Origin of the sequence: Stutzerimonas sp. FeSN7, assembly GCF_030263795.1 — a bacterium.
Taxonomy (GTDB): domain Bacteria; phylum Pseudomonadota; class Gammaproteobacteria; order Pseudomonadales; family Pseudomonadaceae; genus Stutzerimonas; species Stutzerimonas stutzeri.
In genome coordinates, this window is the sequence record NZ_JARPMN010000001.1 from 1,747,876 (window position 1) to 1,771,425 (window position 23,550).

The window sequence follows — 23,550 nt, forward strand, 5'->3', positions numbered from 1 at the left end:
GGCAAGCCGATCGCAAAGCGGCGAAGGCACTGGCAATCGGGCGATCTAGTTCACGTGGTTGCCGCCAATGAACTTGCTCAAAAACTGTCGCGTGCGTTCGTGCTGCGGTGCACTGAGCAGCTGTCTGGCGTCACCCTGTTCGACGATCACCCCGCCGTCGATGAAGATTGCCCTGTCGGCCACGTCGCGGGCAAAGCTCATCTCATGAGTGACGATGACCATGGTGCGCTTTTCCTCGGCCAGTCCGCGGATGGTGGCGAGCACCTCGCCGACCAGTTCCGGATCGAGCGCCGAGGTGGGTTCGTCAAACAGGATCACGTCGGGCTGCATCGCGAGCGCGCGGGCAATCGCCACGCGCTGTTGCTGACCGCCGGAGAGGCGCCTGGGATACGCATCTTCCTTGCCCTCCAGGCCGACCTTGGCCAGCAGTGCCCGGCCGCGCTCGATGGCCTCGCCGCGAGGCTCCTTCTTCACCTGCACCGGGCCTTCGATGACGTTCTCGAGGGCGGTCCGATGGGGGAACAGGTTGAAGTTCTGGAACACGAAGCCGACGTGCTGGCGCAGCTCGCGGATCAGCCCCTGCTGTGCCTTGAGCGGCCGGTCTGCGTCGATGTGGATCGCACCGACGCTGATATGGCCGCCGCTGGGTTGCTCCAGCAAATTCAGACAGCGCAGCAGGGTGGTCTTGCCCGAACCGCTGGGGCCGATGATCGCCAGCACCTCGCCGGGGGCGATGTCCAGGTCGATGCCCTTGAGCACCTCCTGGCCATTGAAGGATTTTCTCAGGTTGCGCACGGTGATCATCAGGCGTCCTGCTCGTGGCGGTTGACCCTGTGTTCCAGGCGTCCCTGGAAGTACGCCAGCACGCTGGCCAGCAACCAGTAGATGAGCGCAGCGGCCAGGTACATGGTGAAGATCTCGAACGTGCGCGCGGTGATCAGCTGCGCCTGGCGGAACAGCTCCGGCACCTGGATGGTGGCAGCCAAGGCGGTGTCCTTGACCAGCGAGATGAAGCTGTTCCCCAGCGGGGGCAGGGCGGTGCGTGCGGCCTGCGGCAGGATGGCCCGGTACAGGGTCTGCGCGCGGCCCATGCCGATGCTGGCTGCCGCCTCCCACTGGCCACGGTCGATGGAGGCGATGGCGGCGCGCAGAATCTCCGCGGTGTAGGCCGCCATGTTCAGCGAGAAACCGATCAGCGCCGCCGGCAGCGGGTCGAGCTGGATGCCCAGTTGCGGCAGTCCGTAATAGATCATGAACAGCTGCACCAGCAGCGGCGTGCCGCGGAAGAACGAAACATAGACCCTCGCCAGCCACTGCAGCGGCCAGAACGCGTACAGCCGCAGCAGCGCCAGACCGAAGCCCAGCAGCAGGCCGAAGAACATCCCACCCAGGCTCAGCACCACGGTCCACCACGCGCCCTTGAGCAGGAAGGGCAGGGAGTCCAGAACCAGCTGCAGGCTGCCCTCGATCATTGCGTGACGTCAGCCCCGAACCACTTCTCCGATAGCTCTTTGAGCGTGCCGTCGGCGCGCAGCTTGGCTATGGCTTCGTTAATGGCGGCGAGCAGCTGCGGGTTGCCCTTGCGCAGGGCAACGCCGGACTCCTGGCGGGAGAAGGCTTCACCGGCCACCGCCAGGCGATTGCCGGTTTTCTCGACCATCTCGAAGGCGGCCAGTCGGTCGACCAGGATCACGTCGATGCGGCCGACGGCGAGGTCCTGGAACTTGGTCGGGTCATCGTCATAGGTGCGGATATCGGCCTGAGGCACGTTCTCCTTCAGCCACTGCTCGTAGTTGGTGCCAAGGCCAACCCCGACCTTCTTGCCGGCGAGGTCGGTCGGACGCTTGATGCCGTCCGCATCGGCCTTGCGGGTGAGGGCCTGGATGCCGGAGACGGTGTAGGGCGTGGAGAAGTCGTATTTCTGCTTGCGCTCCTCGGAAATGGTCACCTGGTTGATCACCACGTCCAGGCGCTTGGATTCCAGGGCGGCGAGGATGCCGTCCCACTTGGTCGGCTGGAACTCGGCCCTGACCCCCAGCTCCCCTGCCAGCGCATTGGCGAAGTCCACCTCGAAACCGGTCGGCTCACCGCTTTCGTCCTGGTAGTTGAAGGGCGGGTAGGTGCCTTCGAGGCCGACCTCGAGGGTGCCGTTGGAGTTGATCTCATCCAACAGATCGGCCGCGAATACCGGCATCAACAGGCTTCCGAGCAGCAGGCTCAGACTGCCGAGCAGGAAATGGCTACGCAGGATCGCAAACGTCATGGCAGGCCTCCAGGGGAACGGAAAGGTCACACAACTCTAACGACGGACATTTATTCGAGAAAATAATTAGAAAGCATCAGAATCAACGCTAAAGGAATATGGCGTTATGCACCCAGTGCCCATGGATAATAGGCGAACAATGCCGGGGCACCACCAGTGTGCAGAAACAGCAGCGGGCCCGTTCCGGGGAAGGCGCTCCGGGCCAGCCCGTCGAGCAGGCCGGCGAAGGCCTTACCGGTATAAACCGGATCGAGCAGCACGCCTTCGTGTTCGGCCAGCAGGCGGATCGCGGCCAGAGTGGCGGCATTCGGTTCACCGTAGCGCGGGGCGAAATACTGGTCCCACAGTTCGACCTGCAATCCCGCTGGAACCTGGGCGCCGAGCAGCTCGGCGGTGCGCTGCAGCAGCTCCTCGACCTTGGGCCGCTGTGTCGCCTGTGGCCGCGATACCGTGACCCCGACCACCCGGCTGCTCGGCCGGGCATGCGCCAGCGCCAGCGCCAGGCCGCTGTGGGTTCCGGCGCTGCCGGACGCGAGGGCCACGGCGGCAAAATCCTCGCCCGCGCCATGCATCTGCTCGGCCAGCTCCAGGCCGGCGCGTACATAGCCCAACGCACCAAGCGCATTGGAGCCACCGATAGGCACCAGGTAGGGTTTGCGCCCAGCGCTGCGCAGACGCTGGGCCGCCGCCTGCAGCAACTCATCGGCGTTATCCAGGTTGGCGACCGCTTCGACCTCGCTGCCGAACAGGTCGAGCAGCAGGCGGTTGCCATTGCCCAGGTAGTTGTCCTCGTTTGTGCCCAGCGGATTCTCCAGCAGCGCCAGGCAGCCAAGACCCTGTCTGGCCGCCAGGGCTGCGGTCTGGCGCACATGGTTGGATTGGATGGCACCGGCGGTTACCAGCACATCGGCGCCCAGAGCCAGGGCGTCGGCGCCGAGGTATTCGAGCTTGCGCGCCTTGTTGCCACCGAGGGCCAGCGGGGTGAGGTCGTCGCGCTTGATCCAGATATCACGGCCTAGATGACGCGACAGCCGCGGCAAGTGTTCCAGGGGCGTGGGGGTGGTAATCAATTCAAGGCGCGGGAAGCGGGCGAGGGCGTCGGTGAGCATCGGGCAAGCTTCTGAACAGGGTCGAATCATCACTGTAGAAGGCAATCTGAAGGTGCAGCAAGGCGATATGGGCGGATGCTGGCAGGCCGCGCATCGCCACGCATGTCAGCCGGCTTCACAGGCCTCGGTGCAGCCTTGTTATTCTTCGGTCGCTACACCAGAGCCCGGCGAAGCGAGGTCAGACTCACCCGTCGCAGGAGAACCCGTGTGGCTCGCGTTGACTTGAAGGTTCCGTTTGCGGAGAAGGACGAGGCTAAAGCGCTTGGGGCCCGCTGGGATCCACAAGCAAAAGTCTGGTACGTGCCCGAAGGCAACGAAACGGCGCCAACCTTGAGACAGCCTCTGTCCGAAGCGGTGCACGGCGATGGTGCGCTATGGGCTTGTTGACCGATTAGTTAAGAAATCGGCGACTGGTCGCCCGGGTTCAGGGGCGCACCTCATATTGCTGCTTTGATGCGGAGACTACGGAACCTGTCCGATCGCCGTTCGCGTTGCTCACTGACGTGCTCAGTCGGGCGGCAATGGGTTCATCCCCGTCGCCACAGGCGGCTCAGTCGATGCCAGGCGGAGTGGCGTAGCTCTGGTGGTTCAGGCCAGTGGGCCTTCTTGCTTTCGCATTGCACGATGCCGTTGGTGCCAAGCCTCAGGCGCCACCGCTGGGCCGATGGAAAGTACTCGCCCGGATTGGTGTGCAACAGCAACAGGTTGTAGTCGTGCTGCTTCTCGATGGGGTGGGCCTGGACTGAACCTTTGTTGTCGTCGCTAGCGGAGTCATCGCCTTCAGTCTGGGCGAACAGCTTGTTGTGGCTCGCCTGGATCATTGCGCAAAGCTGTTCGCAATCCAGCGTGAGTCGCTCCCGAATCTCGTCGTGCTCCAGTGCTGCCTTGTCCAGGGTCATCAGCACGCGATAGCAGATGATTTGCCGCTCCTCGTTGGTCGCCCACTTGCCCGAGTGTTCTCGAACTAACGGTGGCAGATCGGGCAGCTTGCGATAGTCGAGCCAGACCCGTTGCTGCGCGAGTACCTTGCGGGTGTAGGGCATCAGCAAGCGAATCTTCCAGCGCGGCTTGCCTTTGCGCAGTCTGCGGGTGATGGCCGTGATCATGTCGTCGCGCAGCAGATCGCGAACGGCATAGACCAGCGCGATCACCAGCAGAAGGGTGAGCGAGAGTTTCTCGCTGGCGCCGCGCGCGTTGAACAGGAAGTACGTGAAGAACGACATGATCAGCATCGTCGACATCGCCTTGACCAGCTTGTGGGTGCCGGCCCCCAGCTCCGTGACCTTCGAGCGCAACATCACCGGATACTCCAGCAGCCGGTGATACAGCGCCATGCGGTTCCATATCCGTGTCGGGGTTCCGTGGAAGTCGCTCAGGTACTCGCGCTCCTTGCGGTATCTACGTTCCTGCCGCAGGAATTCCGCCACCGATTGCTTGAGCTCTTCATCGATGGCCGCGTAGCCCTCTAGGGTCATGCTTTCCAGCAGGAATTGCTCGGCATGCCATGAGAAATAGATGTCCATCTGACGGAAGTAGCGCTGCTGATTGCTCTGCTTCGGGTTGGATTTGCGCAAACGTTGCGCAAAGTTCTGACTAAGCCGCAGGGCACGCGCTATGGGCTCTGCCACAGCCCCGGACGTGAGCATCTGCTGGCGCAGCCGCTCCATTGAAGCCTGATACTGGAAGAACCAGGAGCCATACATGATTTCGTAGTGCGGAGAGAGCAGTACGAAGGATTGATCGGCCTTGCTGATGCGGTCCTTCGATGGCATGCCCAGCAGCCCGAAACTGTGCGTCAGGGTAGTAAAGAAAAACTGCTCTTCCGACAGGGTCCATGCCGACAGGTTGCTTTCGTGCGGAGTGAACAGATACAGCTCGATCTTGTGCCGTCCAGGCTGCTTCAGCGTGCGGGTCAGCTGCAGACGGAAATCACCTTTGCGCTTGAGTGAAAACACGGAACCCCCAATGACCGTGGAACGCCGCCAGCTTACCAAGCTTCCGCTGGGAGGTACGCCAAGTGGCGGGCAGGGCGCTGACCTGCTATCGGCTTGTAAGTGATTAGTTAGAAATGGGCGGATGGCGGTCGCCCGGATTCAAGGCAGGCTCCACACGCTCATATATAAAAGCCGGCAGCGCTGTTGGGAGCGCCGCTAGCCGCCGCTGCTTTGTTGACGTTCACCACGGCGGGTCTTCATTCGAGGCATCGGAGAAGTAATACCTTGTTCCCGCCATGCGCCTCCTCTCCGGCTTGCTGACGGGGCCGCTCGATCACTGAAAATCGCGGCTACGCACATCGAGCCCTGTGAGCAGGGGCGTGAGGTCGCTCAGGCGGCCGGCGATGAGATGTCGTACGCCGCTGGCCGACTCCAGATGGCCATCCACACGAAGCAGTTGAGACTGGAGCAAGGGTCGCCTCTGGCGCTCGGCCAGGTCGCGCCAGACCACCACATTGACCATGCCGAACTCGTCCTCCAGGGTGACGAAGATGACACCGCTGGCGGTCTGTGGGCGTTGTCGGCCGATCACCAGGCCGGCAACGCTGACCGGGCGGCCATGCTCGATCGTGCCCAGTTCCCGAGAACTGCGGCAGCGCCGGGCCTTGAGCTCATCTCGTAGCAGGAGCAAAGGATGCGGCCCCAGCGTCGTGCCAAGGGTCGCGTAGTCGTTGAAAAGGTCTTCACCCACCGAAGGCAATGGCAGGTTGATGGAGGTTTCCTCCGGTGCGGGCAGGCTGGCGAACAGCGGTAGCTGTGGTTCGATTCCGGCAACGGCCCAGCGCGCTCGATGGCGATGGCCGGCCAGGCCGCGGAGGGCGCCGGCATCGGCGAGCTGCTCGCGCGCACGCGGTTCGAGCTCGGCGCGAAGGCACAGGTCATGGATATCTGTGAATGGCTGGCGTTGGCGTGCGGCTTCGATGCGCTGGGCATCGGCTTCCCGAAAGCCGCGCACCATGCGTAGCCCCAGGCGGATGGCCGGCTGTGCCTGGCGGCTTGGCTCGAGGCTGCAATCCCAGCCGCTGTGGCGAACGTCCACCGGGCGGATTTCCAGCCGGTGGCGACGGGCGTCCTGGAGAATCTGGTCAGGGTTGTAGAAGCCCATCGGCCAGCTGTTGATCAGGGCGCAGGCAAATGCAGCCGGCTCGTGGCGTTTCAGCCAGCAGCTGGCATAGGTGAGCAGGGCAAAACTCGCCGCGTGTGATTCGGGAAAACCGTAGCTGCCGAACCCTTTGATCTGCTCGAAGATCCGCGCGATGAAATCGGGCTGGTAGCCTTTGGCGAGCATTCGCTCGGTCAGTCGCACGCGGTGGGGTTCCAGGCTGCCGTGACGCTTCCAGGCGGCCATGGCACGGCGCAGCTTGTCGGCCTCGTCTGGAGTGTATTCGGCCGCCACGATCGCCAGTTCCATCACCTGTTCCTGAAAAAGGGGCACGCCAAGGGTGCGCTCGAACACCGGTTTCAGTTCTTCGGACGGGTAATCCACCTCTTCTTCCTTGTTACGTCGGCGCAGGTAGGGATGCACCATGTCGCCCTGGATCGGTCCGGGGCGGACGATGGCGACCTGGATGACCAGGTCGTAGAAGGTCTTCGGGCGCAGGCGTGGCAGCATGGCCATCTGTGCACGTGATTCGATCTGGAACACGCCGATCGTATCGGCCCGACTGATCATCTCGTAGGTGGGCTTGTCCTCCGCGGGCAGCGTGGCGATGGTCCAGCGCGTGCCGCGATAGTGTTCGATCAGGTCGAAACAGCGACGTATCGCGCTGAGCATGCCCAATGCCAGCACGTCGACCTTGAGCAGACCGACCGCATCGAGGTCGTCCTTGTCCCACTGGATCACCGTGCGGTCGGCCATGCTGGCATTCTCGATCGGCACCAGGGTGTCGAGCGGCTGTTCGGAGATCACGAAGCCGCCAGGGTGCTGGGACAGGTGACGGGGAAAGCCGATAAGCGCATCGGTCAGCACCAGGACCCGGCGCAGAATCGGATTGTCCGGGTCGAAGCCGGCCTCGCGCAGTCGCGAGTCGTCGGGTATGTGCTCACTCCAGCGTCCACAGCAGCCGGCCAGGGCGTTGATCTGGTCCGGCGGCAGGCCCAGCGCCTTGGCGACATCCCGCAGGGCGCCGGTGGCGCGGTAGCTGCTGGCGACGGCGGTGAGGGCGGCGCGATTACGCCCGTAGCGCTGAAAGACGTACTGGATGACCTCCTCGCGGCGGTCGTGCTCGAAATCCACGTCGATATCGGGTGGCTCGTTGCGCTCGCGGGAGAGGAAACGCTCGAACAACAGTTTGCTGCGCACCGGGTCGAGTTCGGTGATGCCCAGTACGAAGCAGACGCTCGAATTGGCCGCCGAGCCCCGACCCTGGCAGAGAATGCCCCGCTCGCGGGCGAAGCGAACGATGTCATGCACGGTCAGGAAATAGCTTTCGTAATGCAGGTCGCCGATCAGCGCCAGTTCATGTTCGAGCTGCGCGCGGGCCTTTTCCGGGATGCCGTCCGGCCAGCGCCAGCGTGCGCCATCCTCGACCAGCTTGCGCAACCATGAGGTGGAGTCATGTCCAGGCGGGACCAGTTCGTGGGGGTAGTGATATTTCAGCTGGTCGAGCTGGAAATGACAGCGCTGACTGATGCGAAGGGTTTCGCTGAGCAGTGCGGCCGGATAGAGCTGGGCCAGCTCCTCGCGCGACCGCAGGTGGCGTTCGCCATTGGGAAAGAGGTGGCATCCGGCCTCGGCGACCGGCAGATGGTGGCGGATGGCGGTCATGCAGTCCTGCAATGCCCGTCGACCGCGGGCATGCATGTGCACGTCGCCACAGGCCACGGCGGGTATGCCCAGGCGTGAAGCCTGGGTCAGGGATTGCCGCAGCTGCAGCGTGTCGTCCGGCCCTCGATGCAGTTCGATGCCGAGCCACAGCCGCTCGCGAAAACGCTCGAGCAGCCATCGACCGTCGGTGTCGGCGCCGGCGTGACCGGGCAGCCAGATCGCCAGCAGTCCCTCTAGCGATCCCTCGCTCAGGTCTTCGCGCAGCGCCTGGTAACGACCTTTCTCGGCCCTTCGGCGGGCACGGGTGATCAGCTGGCACAAGGCCTGGTAGCCGGTCAGGTTCTCCACCAGCAAGACCAGTTTGGGCCCGCCCTCGATCTGCACCTCGCTGCCGATGATCAGCGGCAGACCGGTGTCCTTCGAGGCCTGCCAGGCGCGCACGATACCGGCCAGGCTGCATTCGTCGGTGATCGCCAGAGCGTCATAGCCCTGGCGCTTGGCGCGCTCGAAGAGTTCGCGCGCGCTGGATGCACCCCGCTGGAAGCTGAAGTTGGACAGGCAGTGCAGCTCGGCGTATTCGGCGTTCATGCGAACCAGCCGTGCAGCAGCAGCGGCCCGCCGGTAAGGGCGCGAAACGCCCAACCCTGTTGGCCGGTAGTGGTTTGCACCCGATAGTAGTCGCGCCGCGCGTCGGCACCATCCCACCAGCCGGACTCGATGCGCTCGGGGCCAGCCAGGGTGAGCAGACCCTCTTCGCGCAAGGGCTGCGGGGTGTTCAGCAGCCAGCCGGGGCGCAAACCTGCTTGGGGCAAGGGTTCGGTGTGGGCGAGGCTGCTTTCCCGCCAGGCGCATTCCGGGCGGTGGTCCGCTCGTGCGCTCAGCGAGACTACGGCATTGTCGCCTAGTCGGGCGCGGAGGCGTTCGCGCAGTTGCTCCCAGGGCACATTCTGCTGCGGGCGCTCGTCGAACAAGGCCTGATGGGCCGGCGTGAAGGCTGGCAGATCACGAGCCAGCAGACGCACGGCCAGGACGGGGGCCGGCAGTTGCAGGTGCTCGAGGCGACCACGGGTGAGTTCGAACAGCATGGCGGGCTCGCGTTCGGTACTGAGCAGGCCGACCGGCACCTCGCTGTCGGGCAGGGTGCGATGTTCCAGGTACAGACTGAAACGCTGGACGCCGCTGTCCCGCCCGGCGAGAAAGGCGGCCAGGTCGGCGGTCAGTCTGCGCAATGGAAACAGCAGAGCCTGGTGGGACTCGACCTCGAAATTTAGTTCGATGCGGGTGTCGAAGACATCCGGCGGGCGGTAGAACTCCAGAGGCAGCGGCCGATGCCCGAGCAGGGTGTCGAGCTGGGCCAGCACTTCGGCCGGAAAGCGTCTGGCCAGGCTGTCGCGCGGCAGGGCGAGCATTTGATGAAGATGGCGCAGGCCCATGCGTACCAGCGATGTGCTGACTTCGCGGGGCAGGCCGAGGCGCTCGATCGGCAGTACCCCGAGCGCCTGATGCAGCGCGGCCGTATCGGTCACGGCCAGCCCGTCGTGGGCATTGGCGAGGATGCGCGCGGCCGCCGGGTTGGGTGCCAGGGTGATGCGGTGGCGGAAGCCCAGGGCCGTGAGCTCGTCGCGCAGACGCTTCTCGAATCGTGGCCAGGGGCCGAACAGGCCGAGACTGGAATGCACCTCCAGCAGCAAGCAGCGCGGGTAGTGCAGGCTGACCTGGGCACTGTAGCCGTAACCCCAGGCGGCCAGGAACTGCTGCCAGCGTTCGATCATCAGCGGGTCGTAATCGGCGGTGACGAAGTCGTGGGTCAATGCCTGGGCTGCGACCAGCGATTGCCCTGGCTTGAGGCCGAGCTTGCGGGCGGCCGCGTTGACGGCCTGCAACACGCGGCGCTGTGGCGGGCCGGCGAGCAGAACGAGTGGTGCGGCGGCATCGTCGCGGTGGCGCAGGATGCCGTCCATGGCCAGTTGCGGCAGCAGAATGCAGGCCCAGAGCATCGTCGCACCTATTGCCAGGCGCTGGCTGGTAGCGGCCGGGCCGGAGCCAGGCCGCCGCGGCACTTGATGACACGCAGCTGCACCGGCTGTGCTTCCAGGGTCAGGCGCAATGCCGCAGGCGACGGGTTTTCCGCTTCGCGCAGCGGGCGATAGGCAAAGGCCAGGGTCTGGCCGGTTTCGGCGGCTATCTGCAGACGTCGCAGGGCGCGGTCGTCGGCCTGTCGCGGCCAGCACAGCACGGCGGCGCAACTGCCGGAGCGCAGGCACTGTTCGGCGCTCCACAAGGCATCGCGGTCCTTGGCCTGGACGATGACCAGATGGCGCAGATCCACTCCAGCCGCAAGCCAGGCCTGGGGGCAGGGACGATGGGGCGGGGCGACCAGCACGACACGTTCGCCTGCGCTGGTCAGCCTGGCGAGCGTCGGCCACAGCAGGCGTAGCTCGCCGATCCCCGGGGCTGCGAAAAGGATTTCGCTGAGTGCCGAATCCGGCCAGCCGCCAGCGGGCAAGAGCGCATCCAGCATGGCATGTCCGGTCGGTTGGGCCGCCGTAGGAGATGCAACGGACTGGCCACGCCAGATGCGGCGAGCATCCAGCAGGCGGTCAAGGGCGACCACGGAAGACATGAAAAAAACATCCAAAAATTACTGTATATAGATACAGTATTAGGCTGTCATGCACTGGTCAAGCTGACCCGGATAGGCGCGCGCATTCGGCGATCTGGCGTCAGGGCGCGCGCCGCTATTCGATTGGAACTGACATGACCTAGGTATCAATAGCGTTGCTTGTGCTTGGAAAATCAGTGCATTAGCATTCGCGCCCGGGTTGCGACGGCCGAGGCGTCGCACCGCTGTTTCCCGGTCATATTTGATATAGAAGCCCGGTTCGCCCGCGATCCGGGCTTTTTCTTTGCTGTGCGGGGCGCATCATGGGTCCTGCTTCGACGAAGCTGAACGAGGGAAATACCGTGCGTGAGCGCCTGCTGGCTGCGGAAAAGGTGAAGTCGATCGAGTGGCATGGCGATCGCCTGAGCCTGCTCGATCAGCGCAAGCTGCCGACCGAAGAGGTCTGGCACAGTTGCGATTCTGCCGCTGCGGTCGCTGACGCCATTCGCGACATGGTCGTGCGCGGCGCGCCTGCCATCGGCATCAGTGCGGCCTATGCGCTGGTCCTGGCTGCTCGTACGCGCATGGCGGCCGGTGGTGATTGGCGGCAGGCGCTGGAGGAAGACGCCACGATCCTTGCCGCATCGCGTCCCACGGCGGTCAATCTGTTCTGGGCGCTGAATCAGATGCGCGAACGTCTCGAACGCCTCAAGCCAGGCGAGGATCCTTGCGCGGCGCTGGAGGCCCAGGCCATCTCGATACATGAGAGCGATCGGGAGGCCAATCTGGCCATGGCGCAGTTCGGTGTCGACCTCATTCGTCGCCATCAAGGCAATCCGCAGAACCTGCTTACTCACTGCAACACCGGTGCCCTGGCGACCGGCGGTTTCGGCACCGCGCTCGGTGTCATCCGCGCGGCGCATCTCGACGGGCTGGTGGAGCGCGTCTACGTGGACGAAACCCGCCCCTGGCTGCAGGGTTCTCGCCTGACTGCCTGGGAGCTGCTGGGCGATGGCGTGCCGGCCACGTTGAACGTCGATTCGGCGGCCGCCCATCTGATGAAGTCGCGCGGTATTTCCTGGGTGATCGTCGGGGCGGATCGCATCACCGCCAACGGCGATGTGGCGAACAAGATCGGCACCTACCAGCTTGCGGTGCTGGCGATGCATCACGGTGTGCGTTTCATGGTGGTGGCGCCCAGTTCGACCATCGACATGGCTCTGGAAAGCGGTGACGAGATCCTCCTCGAGGAGCGTGCCGGCAGCGAGCTGCTGGAGGTCAATGGCCAGCGTTTTGCCGCCGAGATCGAAGTTTTCAATCCCGTGTTCGACGTGACGCCGGCCGATCTCATCGATGCCATTGTCACCGAGAAGGGGGTGGTCGAGCGCCCGAACGCCGCGAAGATGACCGAATTGATGAACCGCAAGCGGTTGCACTGAAATCGCTGCCGACCTTGCGCGCCATCTCGATGGCTGCGCATGTCCTTCGCTCGGCAAGCTCTGCGAGGCTCCTGCCTGAGGGGCTCCAGGTTATTCCGCAAGGCTCGCTGGCTCGGTTTTGCTGTGCGCAAGGCTCAGCTTATGGCCGCCGTCTGTGTTACCATCCCGCGCTTATCGCAGGACCCTGCTGACTATAAGGAACCAGGCTTCCATGGGCGAACTGGCCAAAGAAATCCTCCCGGTCAATATCGAAGACGAGCTCAAGCAGTCCTACCTTGATTACGCCATGAGCGTGATCATCGGCCGTGCGCTGCCGGACGCGCGCGATGGCCTGAAACCGGTGCACCGTCGCGTGCTTTACGCCATGAGCGAGCTGGGCAACGACTGGAACAAGCCGTACAAGAAATCCGCCCGTGTGGTCGGTGACGTGATCGGTAAGTACCACCCGCACGGCGACTCCGCGGTGTACGACACCATCGTGCGTATGGCGCAGCCGTTCTCGCTGCGCTACATGCTGGTCGACGGTCAAGGCAACTTCGGCTCGGTCGATGGCGACAGTGCCGCGGCAATGCGTTACACCGAAGTGCGCATGGCCAAGCTGGCGCACGAGCTGCTGGCCGACCTGGACAAGGAAACCGTCGACTGGGTGCCCAACTATGATGGCACCGAGCAGATTCCGGCAGTCATGCCGACCAAGATCCCCAACCTGCTGGTCAACGGTTCCAGCGGTATCGCGGTCGGCATGGCCACCAACATTCCGCCGCACAACCTGGGCGAAGTCATCGATGGTTGCCTGGCTCTGATCGACAACGCCGATATCACCATCGATGAGCTGATGCAGTTCATTCCCGGCCCCGACTTCCCCACCGCGGGCATCATCAACGGTCGCGCCGGCATCATCGAGGCCTATCGCACCGGTCGTGGCCGCATTTATATCCGTGCGCGCGCCGATATCGAGGACATCGACAAGGTCGGCGGCCGTCAGCAGATCGTCATCACCGAGCTGCCGTATCAGCTGAACAAGGCGCGGCTGATCGAGAAGATCGCCGAGCTAGTGAAAGAGAAGAAGATCGAAGGCATCACCGAGCTGCGTGACGAGTCCGACAAGGACGGCATGCGTGTGGTCATCGAGCTGCGTCGTGGCGAAGTGCCGGAGGTGATCCTCAACAACCTCTATGCCCAGACCCAGCTGCAGAGCGTGTTCGGCATCAACGTGGTGGCGCTGGTCGATGGCCAGCCGCGCACGCTGAACCTCAAGGAACTGCTGGAAGCCTTCGTCCGTCACCGCCGCGAAGTCGTCACCCGGCGTACCGTGTACGAACTGCGCAAGGCGCGCGAGCGCGGGCACATCCTTGAAGGCCAGGCAGTTGCGCTGTCCAACATCGATCCGGTGATTGCCCTGATCAAGGCCTCGCCGACGCCGGCCGAAGCCAAGGATGCGCTGATCTCCACGGCCTGGGAGTCGAGCGCGGTCGAGGCGATGGTCGAGCGCGCCGGGGCAGACGCCTGCCGTCCGGAGAATCTGGACCCGCAGTATGGTCTGCGCGACGGCAAGTATTTCCTCTCGCCGGAGCAGGCCCAGGCGATCCTCGACCTGCGTCTGCACCGCCTGACCGGTCTCGAGCACGAGAAGCTGCTCGCCGAGTACCAGGAAATCCTCACCCAGATCGGTGAGCTGATCCGTATCCTGACCAATCCGGTGCGGCTGATGGAAGTCATCCGCGAGGAGCTCGAGGGCGTGAAGCGCGACTTCGGCGATGCGCGGCGCACCGAGATCCTCGAGTCCCGTCTGGATCTGACCCTGGCCGACCTGATCACCGAAGAAGAGCGCGTCGTCACCATCTCCCATGGTGGCTATGCCAAATCCCAGCCGCTGGCCGCCTATCAGGCGCAGCGCCGCGGTGGCCGTGGCAAGGCCGCGACAGGGGTGAAGGAAGAGGACTACGTCGAGCACCTGCTGGTCGCCAACAGTCATACCACCCTGCTGCTGTTCTCCAGCAAGGGCAAGGTCTACTGGTTGAAGACCTACGAGATTCCCGAGGCCTCGCGCACCTCGCGTGGGCGTCCGCTGGTCAACCTGTTGCCGCTGGACGAGGGCGAGCGCATCACCGCCATGCTGCAGGTCGATCTCGAGGCCCTGCGCAAGCAGGCTGCCGAGGGTGACGAGGAGTTGGTCGACGCCGAAGGTCTGGTGATCGAGCATGACGACGTCGACGATGTCGAGGGCGACGACGACAGCGATGAGAAGGACGAACCCACCGGTGCCTACATCTTCATGGCGACGGCCAAGGGGACGGTCAAGAAGACACCGCTGGTGCAGTTCAGTCGGCCTCGTACTTCCGGTCTCATCGCACTGAAGCTGGAGGAGGGCGACACTCTGATCGCCGCTGCCGTGACCGATGGTGCCCAGGAAGTGATGATGTTCTCCGACGGCGGTAAGGTCATCCGCTTCAAGGAAAGCAAGGTTCGCATCATGGGCCGCAATGCCCGCGGTGTGCGTGGCATGCGTCTGCCGGAAGGGCAGCGGATCATCTCGATGCTGATTCCGGAGCCCGACGCGCAGATCCTCACCGCCTCGGTGCGCGGTTATGGCAAGCGCACGGCGATGGAAGAGTTCCCGCGCCGCGGTCGTGGTGGCCAGGGCGTCATCGCCATGGTGACCAACGAGCGCAACGGTCCGCTGGTCGGTGCCGTACAGGTGCTCGAGGGCGAGGAGATCATGCTGATCTCCGACCAGGGCACGCTCGTGCGGACCCGCGTCGACGAAGTCTCCTCGCTGGGTCGCAACACCCAGGGCGTCACGCTGATCAAGCTGAGCAAAGGCGAACACCTGGTCGGTCTGGAGCGGGTGCAGGAGCCGTCCGAGGAAGAGGTGCTGGAAGACATCGAGGCGCTGCTCGATGACGATGCCCTCGAGAAGGAAATGCCGGTCATCAGTACCGAGCCGAGCGAAGACGAATTGCTTGGCGGTGGCGGCGATGTGTCGCCGGACGTGGTGCCGACCGACGACGAAGACTGATTGGCGATAACGCCATCCGATAGAAAGCAGCACACCGGGCAGACGGTAGCGAGGCGGTCGGTAAAGAAACCGGCCGCCGAGCCCGGGATTCAATATCGAGCAAGAGCGAGAGAACAGCAGTGAGCAAACGCGCCTTTAACTTCTGTGCCGGTCCGGCTGCGCTTCCCGAAGCCGTCCTTCAGCGCGCCCAGGCGGAGCTTCTCGACTGGCATGGCAAGGGCCTGTCGGTCATGGAAATGAGCCATCGCAGCGACGATTACACTGCCATCGCCGAAAAGGCGGAGCAGGATCTGCGCGATCTGCTGGCGATTCCGTCGAACTACAAGGTGCTGTTCCTGCAGGGCGGGGCCAGCCAGCAGTTCGCCGAGATTCCGCTGAACCTGCTGCCCGAGGGTGGCGTGGCCGACTATGTCGATACCGGTATCTGGTCGCGCAAGGCGATCGAGGAGGCCCGTCGTTTCGGGCACGTGAACATCGCGGCGACTGCCAAGCCTTACGACTACTTCGCGATTCCCGGACAGAACGACTGGCAGCTGAGCGATGGCGCGGCCTATTTGCACTACGCCAGCAACGAGACCATCGGCGGCCTGCAGTTCGATTGGGTACCGGAGCTGGGCGATACTCCACTGGTCGTTGACATGTCGTCGGACATCCTTTCGCGGCCGATCGACGTATCGAAGTTCGGCCTGATCTATGCCGGAGCGCAGAAGAACATCGGCCCGTCCGGGCTGGTGGTGGTCATCGTCCGTGAGGACCTGCTCGGCCACGCACGCTCCGTCTGCCCGACCATGCTTGATTACAAGATCGCCGCCGACAATGGCTCGATGTACAACACCCCGGCGACCTTCTCCTGGTATCTCTCGGGGCTGGTTTTCGAGTGGCTGAAGGAGCAGGGCGGCGTCGAGGCGATGGAAAAGCGCAATCGCGCGAAGAAGGACATGCTCTACGGCGCAATCGATGCCAGCGATTTCTACACCAACCCGATCGCCGTCAACGCGCGCTCGTGGATGAACGTGCCGTTCCGCCTGGCCGATGAGCGCCTGGACAAGGCCTTCCTGGCTGGTGCCGACGCGCGTGGACTGCTGAACCTGAAAGGTCATCGCTCCGTGGGCGGCATGCGCGCCTCGATCTACAACGCTGTCGGCCTGGATGCGGTCGAGGCGCTGGTGGCCTACATGGCCGAGTTCGAGAAGGAGCACGGCTGATGAGCGACGCCGATCAGCTGAAGGCGCTGCGGGTTCGAATCGACAGTCTCGACGAGCGTATTCTCGAGCTGATCAGCGAGCGCGCCCGCTGCGCCCAGGAAGTGGCCCGGGTCAAGACCGCTGCGCTGGCCGAGGGCGAGTCGGCGGTGTTCTACCGCCCGGAACGCGAAGCCTGGGTGCTCAAACACATCATGGAACTCAATCGTGGGCCGCTCGACAATGAAGAGATGGCCCGACTGTTCCGCGAGATCATGTCCTCCTGCCTGGCGCTCGAGCAGCCGCTGCGCGTGGCCTATCTGGGGCCGGAAGGGACGTTCTCTCAGGCCGCCGCGCTCAAGCATTTCGGCCATGCGGTGATCAGCACCCCGATGGCGGCGATCGATGAGGTGTTCCGCGAAGTGGTCGCCGGTGCGGTGAACTTCGGCGTGGTGCCGGTGGAGAACTCCACCGAAGGCGCGGTCAACCACACGCTGGACAGCTTCCTCGAGCACGACATCGTTATCTGTGGCGAGGTGGAGCTGCGCATCCACCATCATCTGCTGGTGGGCGAAACCACCAAGACCGATCGCATTACGCGCATCTATTCCCATGCCCAATCGCTGGCGCAGTGTCGCAAGTGGCTCGATGCGCATTATCCGAACGTCGAGCGGGTGGCGGTTTCCAGCAATGCGGATGCGGCCAAGCGGGTCAAGAGCGAGTGGAACTCGGCCGCCATTGCCGGCGACATGGCGGCCCAGCTGTACGGCCTGACCAAGCTGGCGGAGAAGATCGAAGACCGCCCGGACAACTCCACCCGCTTCCTCATCATCGGTAACCAGGAAGTGCCGCCGACCGGCGACGACAAGACGTCGATCATTGTCTCGATGCGCAACAAGCCGGGTGCGCTGCACGAGCTGCTGGTGCCGTTCCACACCAATGGCATCGACCTTACCCGGATCGAGACGCGGCCGTCGCGCAGCGGCAAGTGGACCTATGTGTTCTTCATCGACTTCCTCGGCCACCACCAGGATCCGCTGATCAAGGACGTGCTGGAGAAGATTGGCCAGGAAGCCGTGGCGCTGAAGGTGCTGGGTTCCTACCCCAAGGCAGTACTTTAATTGCGGCTCCGGGCTTCAGGAGCAGGTGGCAGGCGACAGGCTTGTGCCTGCCGCCTGAGCCTGCAGCCTGAGGCCTAACCAATGAGTTGTGATTTCCTTGCCCTGGCGCAGCCGGGCGTGCAGAAGCTGTCGCCTTACGTACCAGGCAAGCCGGTCGATGAGCTGGCGCGCGAGTTGAAGCTGGACCCCGCCGGAATCGTCAAGCTGGCCAGCAATGAGAACCCTCTGGGGCCCAGCCCGAAGGCGCTGGCAGCGATCCAGGCCGAGCTTTCCGAGTTGACCCGCTACCCCGACGGTAACGGCTTCGTGCTCAAGCAGCGCCTTGCCCAGCGTTATTCGGTGGGTGTCCACCAGGTCACGCTAGGCAATGGTTCCAACGACATCCTCGAGCTGGTCGCCCGTGCCTATCTGGCACCGGGGCTCAACGCGGTGTTCAGCGAACACGCCTTCGCCGTCTATCCGATCGCGACCCAGGCCGTCGGCGCCGAGGGGCGTGCTGTCGCGGCGAAGAACTGGGGGCACGATCTCGACGCGATGGCCGATGCCATCGACGAGAACACCCGGGTCGTCTTTGTCGCCAACCCCAACAACCCCACCGGGACCTGGTTCGATGCCGCTGCGTTGGGTACTTTCCTCGCGCGCGTGCCAGCCCATGTACTGGTGGTGCTGGACGAGGCCTATATCGAGTACGCCGAAGGTCAGGAGCTGCCTGATGGGCTGGCCTACCTCGCCGACTATCCCAATCTGCTGGTTTCGCGCACCTTCTCCAAGGCCTATGGCCTGGCGGCCCTGCGCGTCGGCTACGCCATCAGCTCGCCGGTGATCGCCGACGTGTTGAACCGCGTTCGCCAGCCCTTCAATGTGAACAGCCTGGCGCTGGCCGCCGCCTGCGCGGCGCTGGATGACGTCGATTATCTGGCAGCCAGCCGCCGGGTGAACGACGCCGGGATGGCTCAGCTGGAGCGCGGCTTCCGCCAGTTGGGGTTGGAGTGGATTCCCTCGCGGGGCAATTTCATTGCGGTGGATTTTGCCCGCGATGCTGCACCGATCAATCAGGCACTCTTGCGCGAGGGTGTGATCGTGCGGCCGGTAGCCGGTTACGGAATGCCGACATTCCTGCGGGTTTCCATTGGTACCGAGCGTGAGAATGCACGCTTTCTGGACGTGCTGGCGCAGGTACTGCAGCAGTGAGCCCAGCCGCCGTGGAACAACGAGCCGCACCTGTCATCGATCGCCTGGTAGTGATCGGGCTCGGGTTGATTGGCGGTTCGTTTGCCAAGGGGCTGCGTGAGTCCGGCCTTAGCCGCGAGGTGGTCGGCTTCGATCTGGACGCCCGCTCGCGTGAACTGGCGGTCGAACTGGGCGTGGTGGATCGCTGTGCCGACACGCTGGCCGAAGCCTGCCGTGACGCCGACGTTATTCAGCTCGCCACACCCATCCTCGCCCTGGAACGACTGCTCGGCGAGCTGGCGAAGCTCGACCTGGGCTCCGCCGTGATCACCGATGTCGGCAGCGCCAAGGGCAATGTGGTGCGCTGCGCGCGTAACGTGTTCGGCGAGATGCCGTCGCGTTTCGTTCCCGGCCATCCCATCGCCGGATCGGAGCTCAGTGGTGTCACGGCGGCCAAGAGCACGCTGTTCCGCCGCCACAAGGTCATACTGACTCCGCTGAAGAACACCGATCCGCAGGCGCTTGCGCTGGTGACCCGGCTTTGGGCGGCGCTCGGTGCCGATGTCGAGCACATGGACGTGGCGCACCACGACGAGGTGCTGGCCGCCACTAGTCACCTGCCGCACCTGTTGGCCTTCGGTCTGGTTGATTCGCTCGCCAAGCGCCATGAGAATCTCGAGATCTTCCGTTACGCGGCGGGTGGGTTTCGTGATTTCACCCGTATTGCCGGTAGCGACCCGGTGATGTGGCACGACATCTTCCTCGCCAATCGCGAGGCCGTGCTGCATACCCTGGATGATTTTCGGGCCGACCTCGACGCCCTGCGCGCCGCGGTCGATGAAGGAGACGGGCACAGGTTGTTGGGCGTGTTCACGCGCGCCCGGGCTGCCCGGGAACATTTCAGCAAAATACTGGCTCGCCGAGCCTATGTGGACGTTATGCATTCCAATGACCTCGTTTTCCTCGCCAACCCTGGCGGCAGCCTGACCGGCCATCTGCGTGTCCCAGGCGACAAATCCATTTCGCATCGTTCGATCATGCTGGGTTCCCTGGCGGAAGGGACCACCGAAGTTGAGGGTTTTCTCGAAGGTGAAGACGCCCTCGCCACGATTCAGGCGTTCCGTGACATGGGTGTGGTCATCGAAGGCCCGCAGCAGGGGCGGGTGACCGTCCATGGCGTTGGCCTGCATGGTCTGAAGCCGCCGCCTGGCCCGATCTATCTGGGTAACTCCGGCACCTCCATGCGCCTGTTGTCCGGCTTGCTCGCGGCGCAGCCGTTCGATACCACCCTTACCGGCGATGCCTCGCTGTCCAAGCGCCCGATGAATCGCGTCGCCAAGCCGCTGCGCGAGATGGGCGCGGTCATCGAGACGGCTGCCGAAGGTCGTCCGCCGCTGACCATTCGTGGCGGCCAGCGTCTGTCCGGTATGCACTACGACATGCCGATGGCCAGCGCACAGGTCAAATCCTGTCTGCTGCTGGCCGGGCTGTATGCCGCCGACCAGACCTCCATCACCGAGCCTGCACCGACTCGTGATCACACCGAGCGGATGCTGCGCGGTTTCGGCTACCCGGTAACGGTCGAAGGACGCACCGCGATCGTCGAGCCGGGGCACAAGCTGCGTGGCACCCATATCGAGGTGCCGGCGGATATCTCCTCGGCGGCCTTCTTCATGGTCGCGGCCAGCATTGCGCCGGGCTCGGAGATCGTGCTCGAGCATGTAGGGGTCAACCCGACTCGTACCGGTGTGATCGACATCCTCAAGCTGATGGGCGGCGATATCACTCTGGAGAACCTTCGCGAGGTGGGCGGCGAGCCTGTCGCCGATATCCGCGTGCGTGGTGCGCAGCTCAAGGGTATCGACATTCCCGAAGACCTGGTGCCGCTGGCCATCGACGAGTTTCCTGTGCTCTTCGTTGCCGCGGCATGCGCCCAGGGTCGCACCACCTTGCGCGGTGCCGAGGAGCTGCGCGTCAAGGAGTCGGATCGTATCCAGGTCATGGCCGACGGGCTGCAGACGCTGGGTATCAAGGCGGAACCGACACCCGACGGCATCGTCATCGAGGGTGGCATGATCGGTTCCGGTGAAGTCTGGGCCCACGGTGATCATCGTATCGCCATGTCGTTCAGCGTCGCTGCGCTGCGCGCCAGCGGTCCGATCCGCATCCACGATTGCGCGAACGTGGCGACCTCGTTCCCCAATTTCCTGGACCTGGCTCAGCGGGCCGGGATGCAGGTTCAGGCGGAGGGCGCCTCATGATCAAGCCTGTACCAGTCATCACCATCGACGGGCCTAGCGGCTCGGGCAAGGGAACCGTTGCTGCGCTGCTCGCGGGCAAGCTCGGCTGGAATTTTCTCGACTCCGGCGCCCTGTACCGTCTGCTGGCATTCGCTGCGCGTAATCACGGCGTCGATCTGACCAACGAGGAAGCCCTGAAGGTACTTGCCGAGCATCTGGATGTGCAATTCGGCGCTGCCCGCGATGGGCATGGCATGGTCATCATTCTGGAAGGCGAGGACGTCACCGAGGCCATTCGCAACGAGACCGTCGGTGCGGGTGCTTCCCAGGTCGCGGCGTTGCCGGTGGTTCGGACCGCGCTGTTGCAACGGCAGAAGGCCTTTCGCGAGGCCCCCGGCCTGGTTGCCGACGGGCGCGACATGGGAACCGTCGTGTTCCCCGATGCGCCGCTGAAGATCTTCCTCACTGCAAGTGCGGAAGAACGTGCGCGCAGACGCTACTTGCAGTTGAAGGCGCGTGGTGATGATGTTAATCTCGCGAGTCTTCTTGAGGAGATTCGGGAGCGCGACGAGCGCGATACCCAGCGTGCGGTGGCACCGTTGAAGCCGGCAGAAGATGCCATTCAGCTCGATTCCACTACACTTTCCATCGAAGAAGTGCTGCAAAGGATTCTGAGCGAAGTCGCCGATCGCGACTTGGCTGGATGATCGGAACGCCGAAAGGCGGCCAAACGGACTTCGAGGTCAGCGCAGCCGGTAGGCGCGCCTCGAGCCGTTAACAAGGAGGCATGTGGGAGACCAGATCCAGTCCCGCAGGCCTTTTTTTATATGAATGAACCCACATTGTCTGGAATGTGGAGATTGGGCGGATTCTCGCCCGAAAACAGCAGGAATCAACATGAGCGAAAGCTTCGCAGAACTTTTTGAAGAAAGCCTTAAATCCCTCGACATGCAGCCGGGCGCCATCATCACCGGCATCGTGGTCGACATCGACGGTGACTGGGTCACCGTACATGCCGGCCTCAAGTCCGAGGGCGTCATCCCGGTCGAGCAGTTCTACAACGAGCAGGGCGAGCTGACCATCAAGGTGGGTGACGAGGTCCACGTTGCTCTGGACGCGGTTGAAGATGGCTTTGGCGAAACCAAGCTGTCCCGTGAAAAAGCCAAGCGCGCGGAATCCTGGATTGTTCTGGAAGCGGCTTTCGCTGCAGAAGAAGTGGTCAAGGGCGTCATCAACGGCAAGGTCAAAGGTGGCTTCACCGTCGACGTCAACGGCATTCGTGCGTTCCTGCCGGGTTCGCTGGTCGATGTCCGCCCTGTGCGCGACACTACCCACCTGGAAGGCAAAGAGCTCGAGTTCAAGGTCATCAAGCTCGACCAGAAGCGCAACAACGTTGTCGTTTCCCGCCGCAGCGTGCTGGAAGCCGAGAACAGCGCCGAGCGCGAAGCTCTGCTGGAATCCCTGCAGGAAGGCCAGCAGGTCAAGGGTATCGTCAAGAACCTCACCGACTACGGTGCGTTCGTTGACCTGGGCGGCGTCGATGGTCTGCTGCACATCACCGACATGGCCTGGAAGCGCATCAAGCATCCGTCCGAGATCGTCAACGTTGGCGACGAGATCGATGTCAAGGTGCTGAAGTTCGACCGCGAGCGCAACCGCGTATCGCTGGGCCTGAAGCAGCTGGGCGAAGACCCATGGGTTGCCATCAAGGCGCGTTACCCGGAAGGCACCCGCGTCATGGCCCGCGTCACCAACCTGACCGACTACGGCTGCTTCGCCGAGCTGGAAGAAGGTGTCGAAGGTCTGGTGCACGTCTCCGAAATGGACTGGACCAACAAGAACATCCACCCGTCGAAGGTCGTACAGGTCGGCGACGAAGTGGAAGTCATGGTTCTGGACATCGACGAAGAGCGTCGTCGCATCTCCCTGGGCATCAAGCAGTGCAAGTCCAACCCGTGGGAAGACTTCTCTGGCCAGTTCAACAAGGGCGACCGCATCTCCGGCACCATCAAGTCGATCACCGATTTCGGTATCTTCATCGGTCTGGACGGCGGCATCGACGGTCTGGTTCACCTGTCCGACATCTCCTGGAACGAGCCGGGTGAAGAAGCCGTTCGCCGCTTCAAGAAGGGCGACGAGCTGGATACCGTTATCCTGTCGGTCGATCCGGAGCGTGAGCGTATCTCCCTGGGCATCAAGCAGCTGGAAGACGATCCGTTCTCCAACTACGCCGCCGTCAATGACAAGGGCAGCATCGTTCGCGGTACCGTGAAAGAAGTTGACGCCAAAGGCGCCATCATCGATCTGGGCAACGATATCGAAGCGACCCTGAAGGCGTCCGAAATCAGCCGTGACCGCGTTGAAGATGCGCGCAACGTGCTGAAGGAAGGCGACGAAGTCGAAGCCAAGATCATCAGCATCGACCGCAAGTCCCGCGTGATCAGCCTGTCCATCAAGTCCAAAGACGTCGAAGACGAGAAGGATGCGATGAAAGAGCTGCGCACCAAGCAGGAAGTTGAAAGCACCGGCCCGACCACCATTGGTGATCTGATCCGTGCTCAGATGGAAAACCAGAACTAAGTTCGGTTCTTCATGAAAAAGGGCGACTTCGGTCGCCCTTTTTTGTGCCTGCGATTCCACGTGAT

The 23,550-nt window shown here is 63.5% G+C and carries 17 protein-coding genes; 9 read left to right on the forward strand and 8 right to left on the reverse strand.

Annotation, left to right across the window (positions count from 1 at the left end; all coding sequences use genetic code 11):
* Positions 1–45 precede the first annotated feature (45 nt).
* From tcyN to P5703_RS08240, 4 genes are all read right to left on the reverse strand, one after another.
* Complete coding sequence (tcyN, locus tag P5703_RS08225; protein WP_265662422.1) at positions 46–804, reverse strand: L-cystine ABC transporter ATP-binding protein TcyN; 759 nt, start codon at positions 802–804, stop codon at positions 46–48.
* Entirely contained in the window at positions 804–1,472 is a 669-nt protein-coding gene (gene tcyL, locus P5703_RS08230; protein WP_014596854.1) for a cystine ABC transporter permease, read from the reverse strand. The genes tcyN and tcyL overlap by 1 nt, the downstream gene beginning before the upstream one ends.
* Positions 1,469–2,263, reverse strand: coding sequence for a cystine ABC transporter substrate-binding protein (gene tcyJ, locus P5703_RS08235; protein WP_265662424.1), 795 nt, complete (start codon positions 2,261–2,263; stop codon positions 1,469–1,471). Before tcyJ ends, tcyL begins: the two co-directional genes overlap by 4 nt.
* Positions 2,264–2,367: 104 nt before the next feature.
* Positions 2,368–3,372, reverse strand: a complete 1,005-nt coding sequence (locus tag P5703_RS08240) for a D-cysteine desulfhydrase (RefSeq protein ID WP_279648466.1) — start codon at positions 3,370–3,372, stop codon at positions 2,368–2,370.
* Between the two features lie 102 nt (positions 3,373–3,474).
* Between P5703_RS08240 and P5703_RS08245 the strand changes: the two genes are divergently transcribed.
* Positions 3,475–3,759, forward strand: a complete 285-nt coding sequence (locus P5703_RS08245; protein WP_256068777.1) for a DUF5710 domain-containing protein — start codon at positions 3,475–3,477, stop codon at positions 3,757–3,759.
* 140 nt (positions 3,760–3,899) lie between these two features.
* Here P5703_RS08245 and P5703_RS08250 read toward each other — a convergent pair whose 3' ends face one another.
* The 4 genes from P5703_RS08250 to imuA all read right to left on the reverse strand — a co-directional run bounded on the left by P5703_RS08250 (position 3,900) and on the right by imuA (position 10,756).
* The gene (locus P5703_RS08250; RefSeq protein ID WP_111482033.1) at positions 3,900–5,327 is read right to left on the reverse strand and encodes a hypothetical protein; all 1,428 of its coding nucleotides are present in this window, start codon (positions 5,325–5,327) and stop codon (positions 3,900–3,902) included.
* A gap of 313 nt (positions 5,328–5,640) precedes the next feature.
* Positions 5,641–8,721, reverse strand: coding sequence for an error-prone DNA polymerase (locus P5703_RS08255; RefSeq protein WP_285586086.1), 3,081 nt, complete (start codon positions 8,719–8,721; stop codon positions 5,641–5,643).
* Positions 8,718–10,130, reverse strand: coding sequence for a Y-family DNA polymerase (locus tag P5703_RS08260; RefSeq protein ID WP_265662123.1), 1,413 nt, complete (start codon positions 10,128–10,130; stop codon positions 8,718–8,720). The genes P5703_RS08255 and P5703_RS08260 overlap by 4 nt, the downstream gene beginning before the upstream one ends.
* Before the next feature lie 8 nt (positions 10,131–10,138).
* On the reverse strand, positions 10,139–10,756 hold the full coding sequence (gene imuA, locus P5703_RS08265) for a translesion DNA synthesis-associated protein ImuA (RefSeq protein WP_019406884.1): 618 nt from the start codon (positions 10,754–10,756) through the stop codon (positions 10,139–10,141).
* A gap of 341 nt (positions 10,757–11,097) precedes the next feature.
* Between imuA and mtnA the strand changes: the two genes are divergently transcribed.
* The 8 genes from mtnA to rpsA all read left to right on the forward strand — a co-directional run bounded on the left by mtnA (position 11,098) and on the right by rpsA (position 23,485).
* Positions 11,098–12,174 (forward strand): S-methyl-5-thioribose-1-phosphate isomerase, encoded by a 1,077-nt coding sequence (mtnA, locus tag P5703_RS08270; RefSeq protein ID WP_125460542.1) that lies wholly within the window; start codon positions 11,098–11,100, stop codon positions 12,172–12,174.
* 211 nt (positions 12,175–12,385) lie between these two features.
* Complete coding sequence (gyrA, locus tag P5703_RS08275) at positions 12,386–15,193, forward strand: DNA gyrase subunit A (protein ID WP_285586089.1); 2,808 nt, start codon at positions 12,386–12,388, stop codon at positions 15,191–15,193.
* 119 nt (positions 15,194–15,312) lie between these two features.
* Positions 15,313–16,398: a 3-phosphoserine/phosphohydroxythreonine transaminase gene (serC, locus tag P5703_RS08280; RefSeq protein ID WP_084903527.1), complete on the forward strand. Its 1,086-nt coding sequence runs from the start codon at positions 15,313–15,315 to the stop codon at positions 16,396–16,398.
* The gene (gene pheA, locus P5703_RS08285) at positions 16,398–17,495 is read left to right on the forward strand and encodes a prephenate dehydratase (protein WP_011913461.1); all 1,098 of its coding nucleotides are present in this window, start codon (positions 16,398–16,400) and stop codon (positions 17,493–17,495) included. Before serC ends, pheA begins: the two co-directional genes overlap by 1 nt.
* Positions 17,496–17,576: 81 nt before the next feature.
* Entirely contained in the window at positions 17,577–18,686 is a 1,110-nt protein-coding gene (gene hisC, locus P5703_RS08290) for a histidinol-phosphate transaminase (RefSeq protein ID WP_045158578.1), read from the forward strand.
* 11 nt (positions 18,687–18,697) lie between these two features.
* Positions 18,698–20,926: a bifunctional prephenate dehydrogenase/3-phosphoshikimate 1-carboxyvinyltransferase gene (locus P5703_RS08295; RefSeq protein WP_095461330.1), complete on the forward strand. Its 2,229-nt coding sequence runs from the start codon at positions 18,698–18,700 to the stop codon at positions 20,924–20,926.
* A complete protein-coding gene (gene cmk, locus P5703_RS08300) occupies positions 20,923–21,612 on the forward strand; it encodes a (d)CMP kinase (RefSeq protein WP_011913458.1) in 690 nt (229 codons plus the stop codon). The genes P5703_RS08295 and cmk overlap by 4 nt, the downstream gene beginning before the upstream one ends.
* Positions 21,613–21,802: 190 nt before the next feature.
* Positions 21,803–23,485, forward strand: coding sequence for a 30S ribosomal protein S1 (gene rpsA / locus P5703_RS08305; RefSeq protein WP_013982964.1), 1,683 nt, complete (start codon positions 21,803–21,805; stop codon positions 23,483–23,485).
* Positions 23,486–23,550 lie beyond the last annotated feature (65 nt).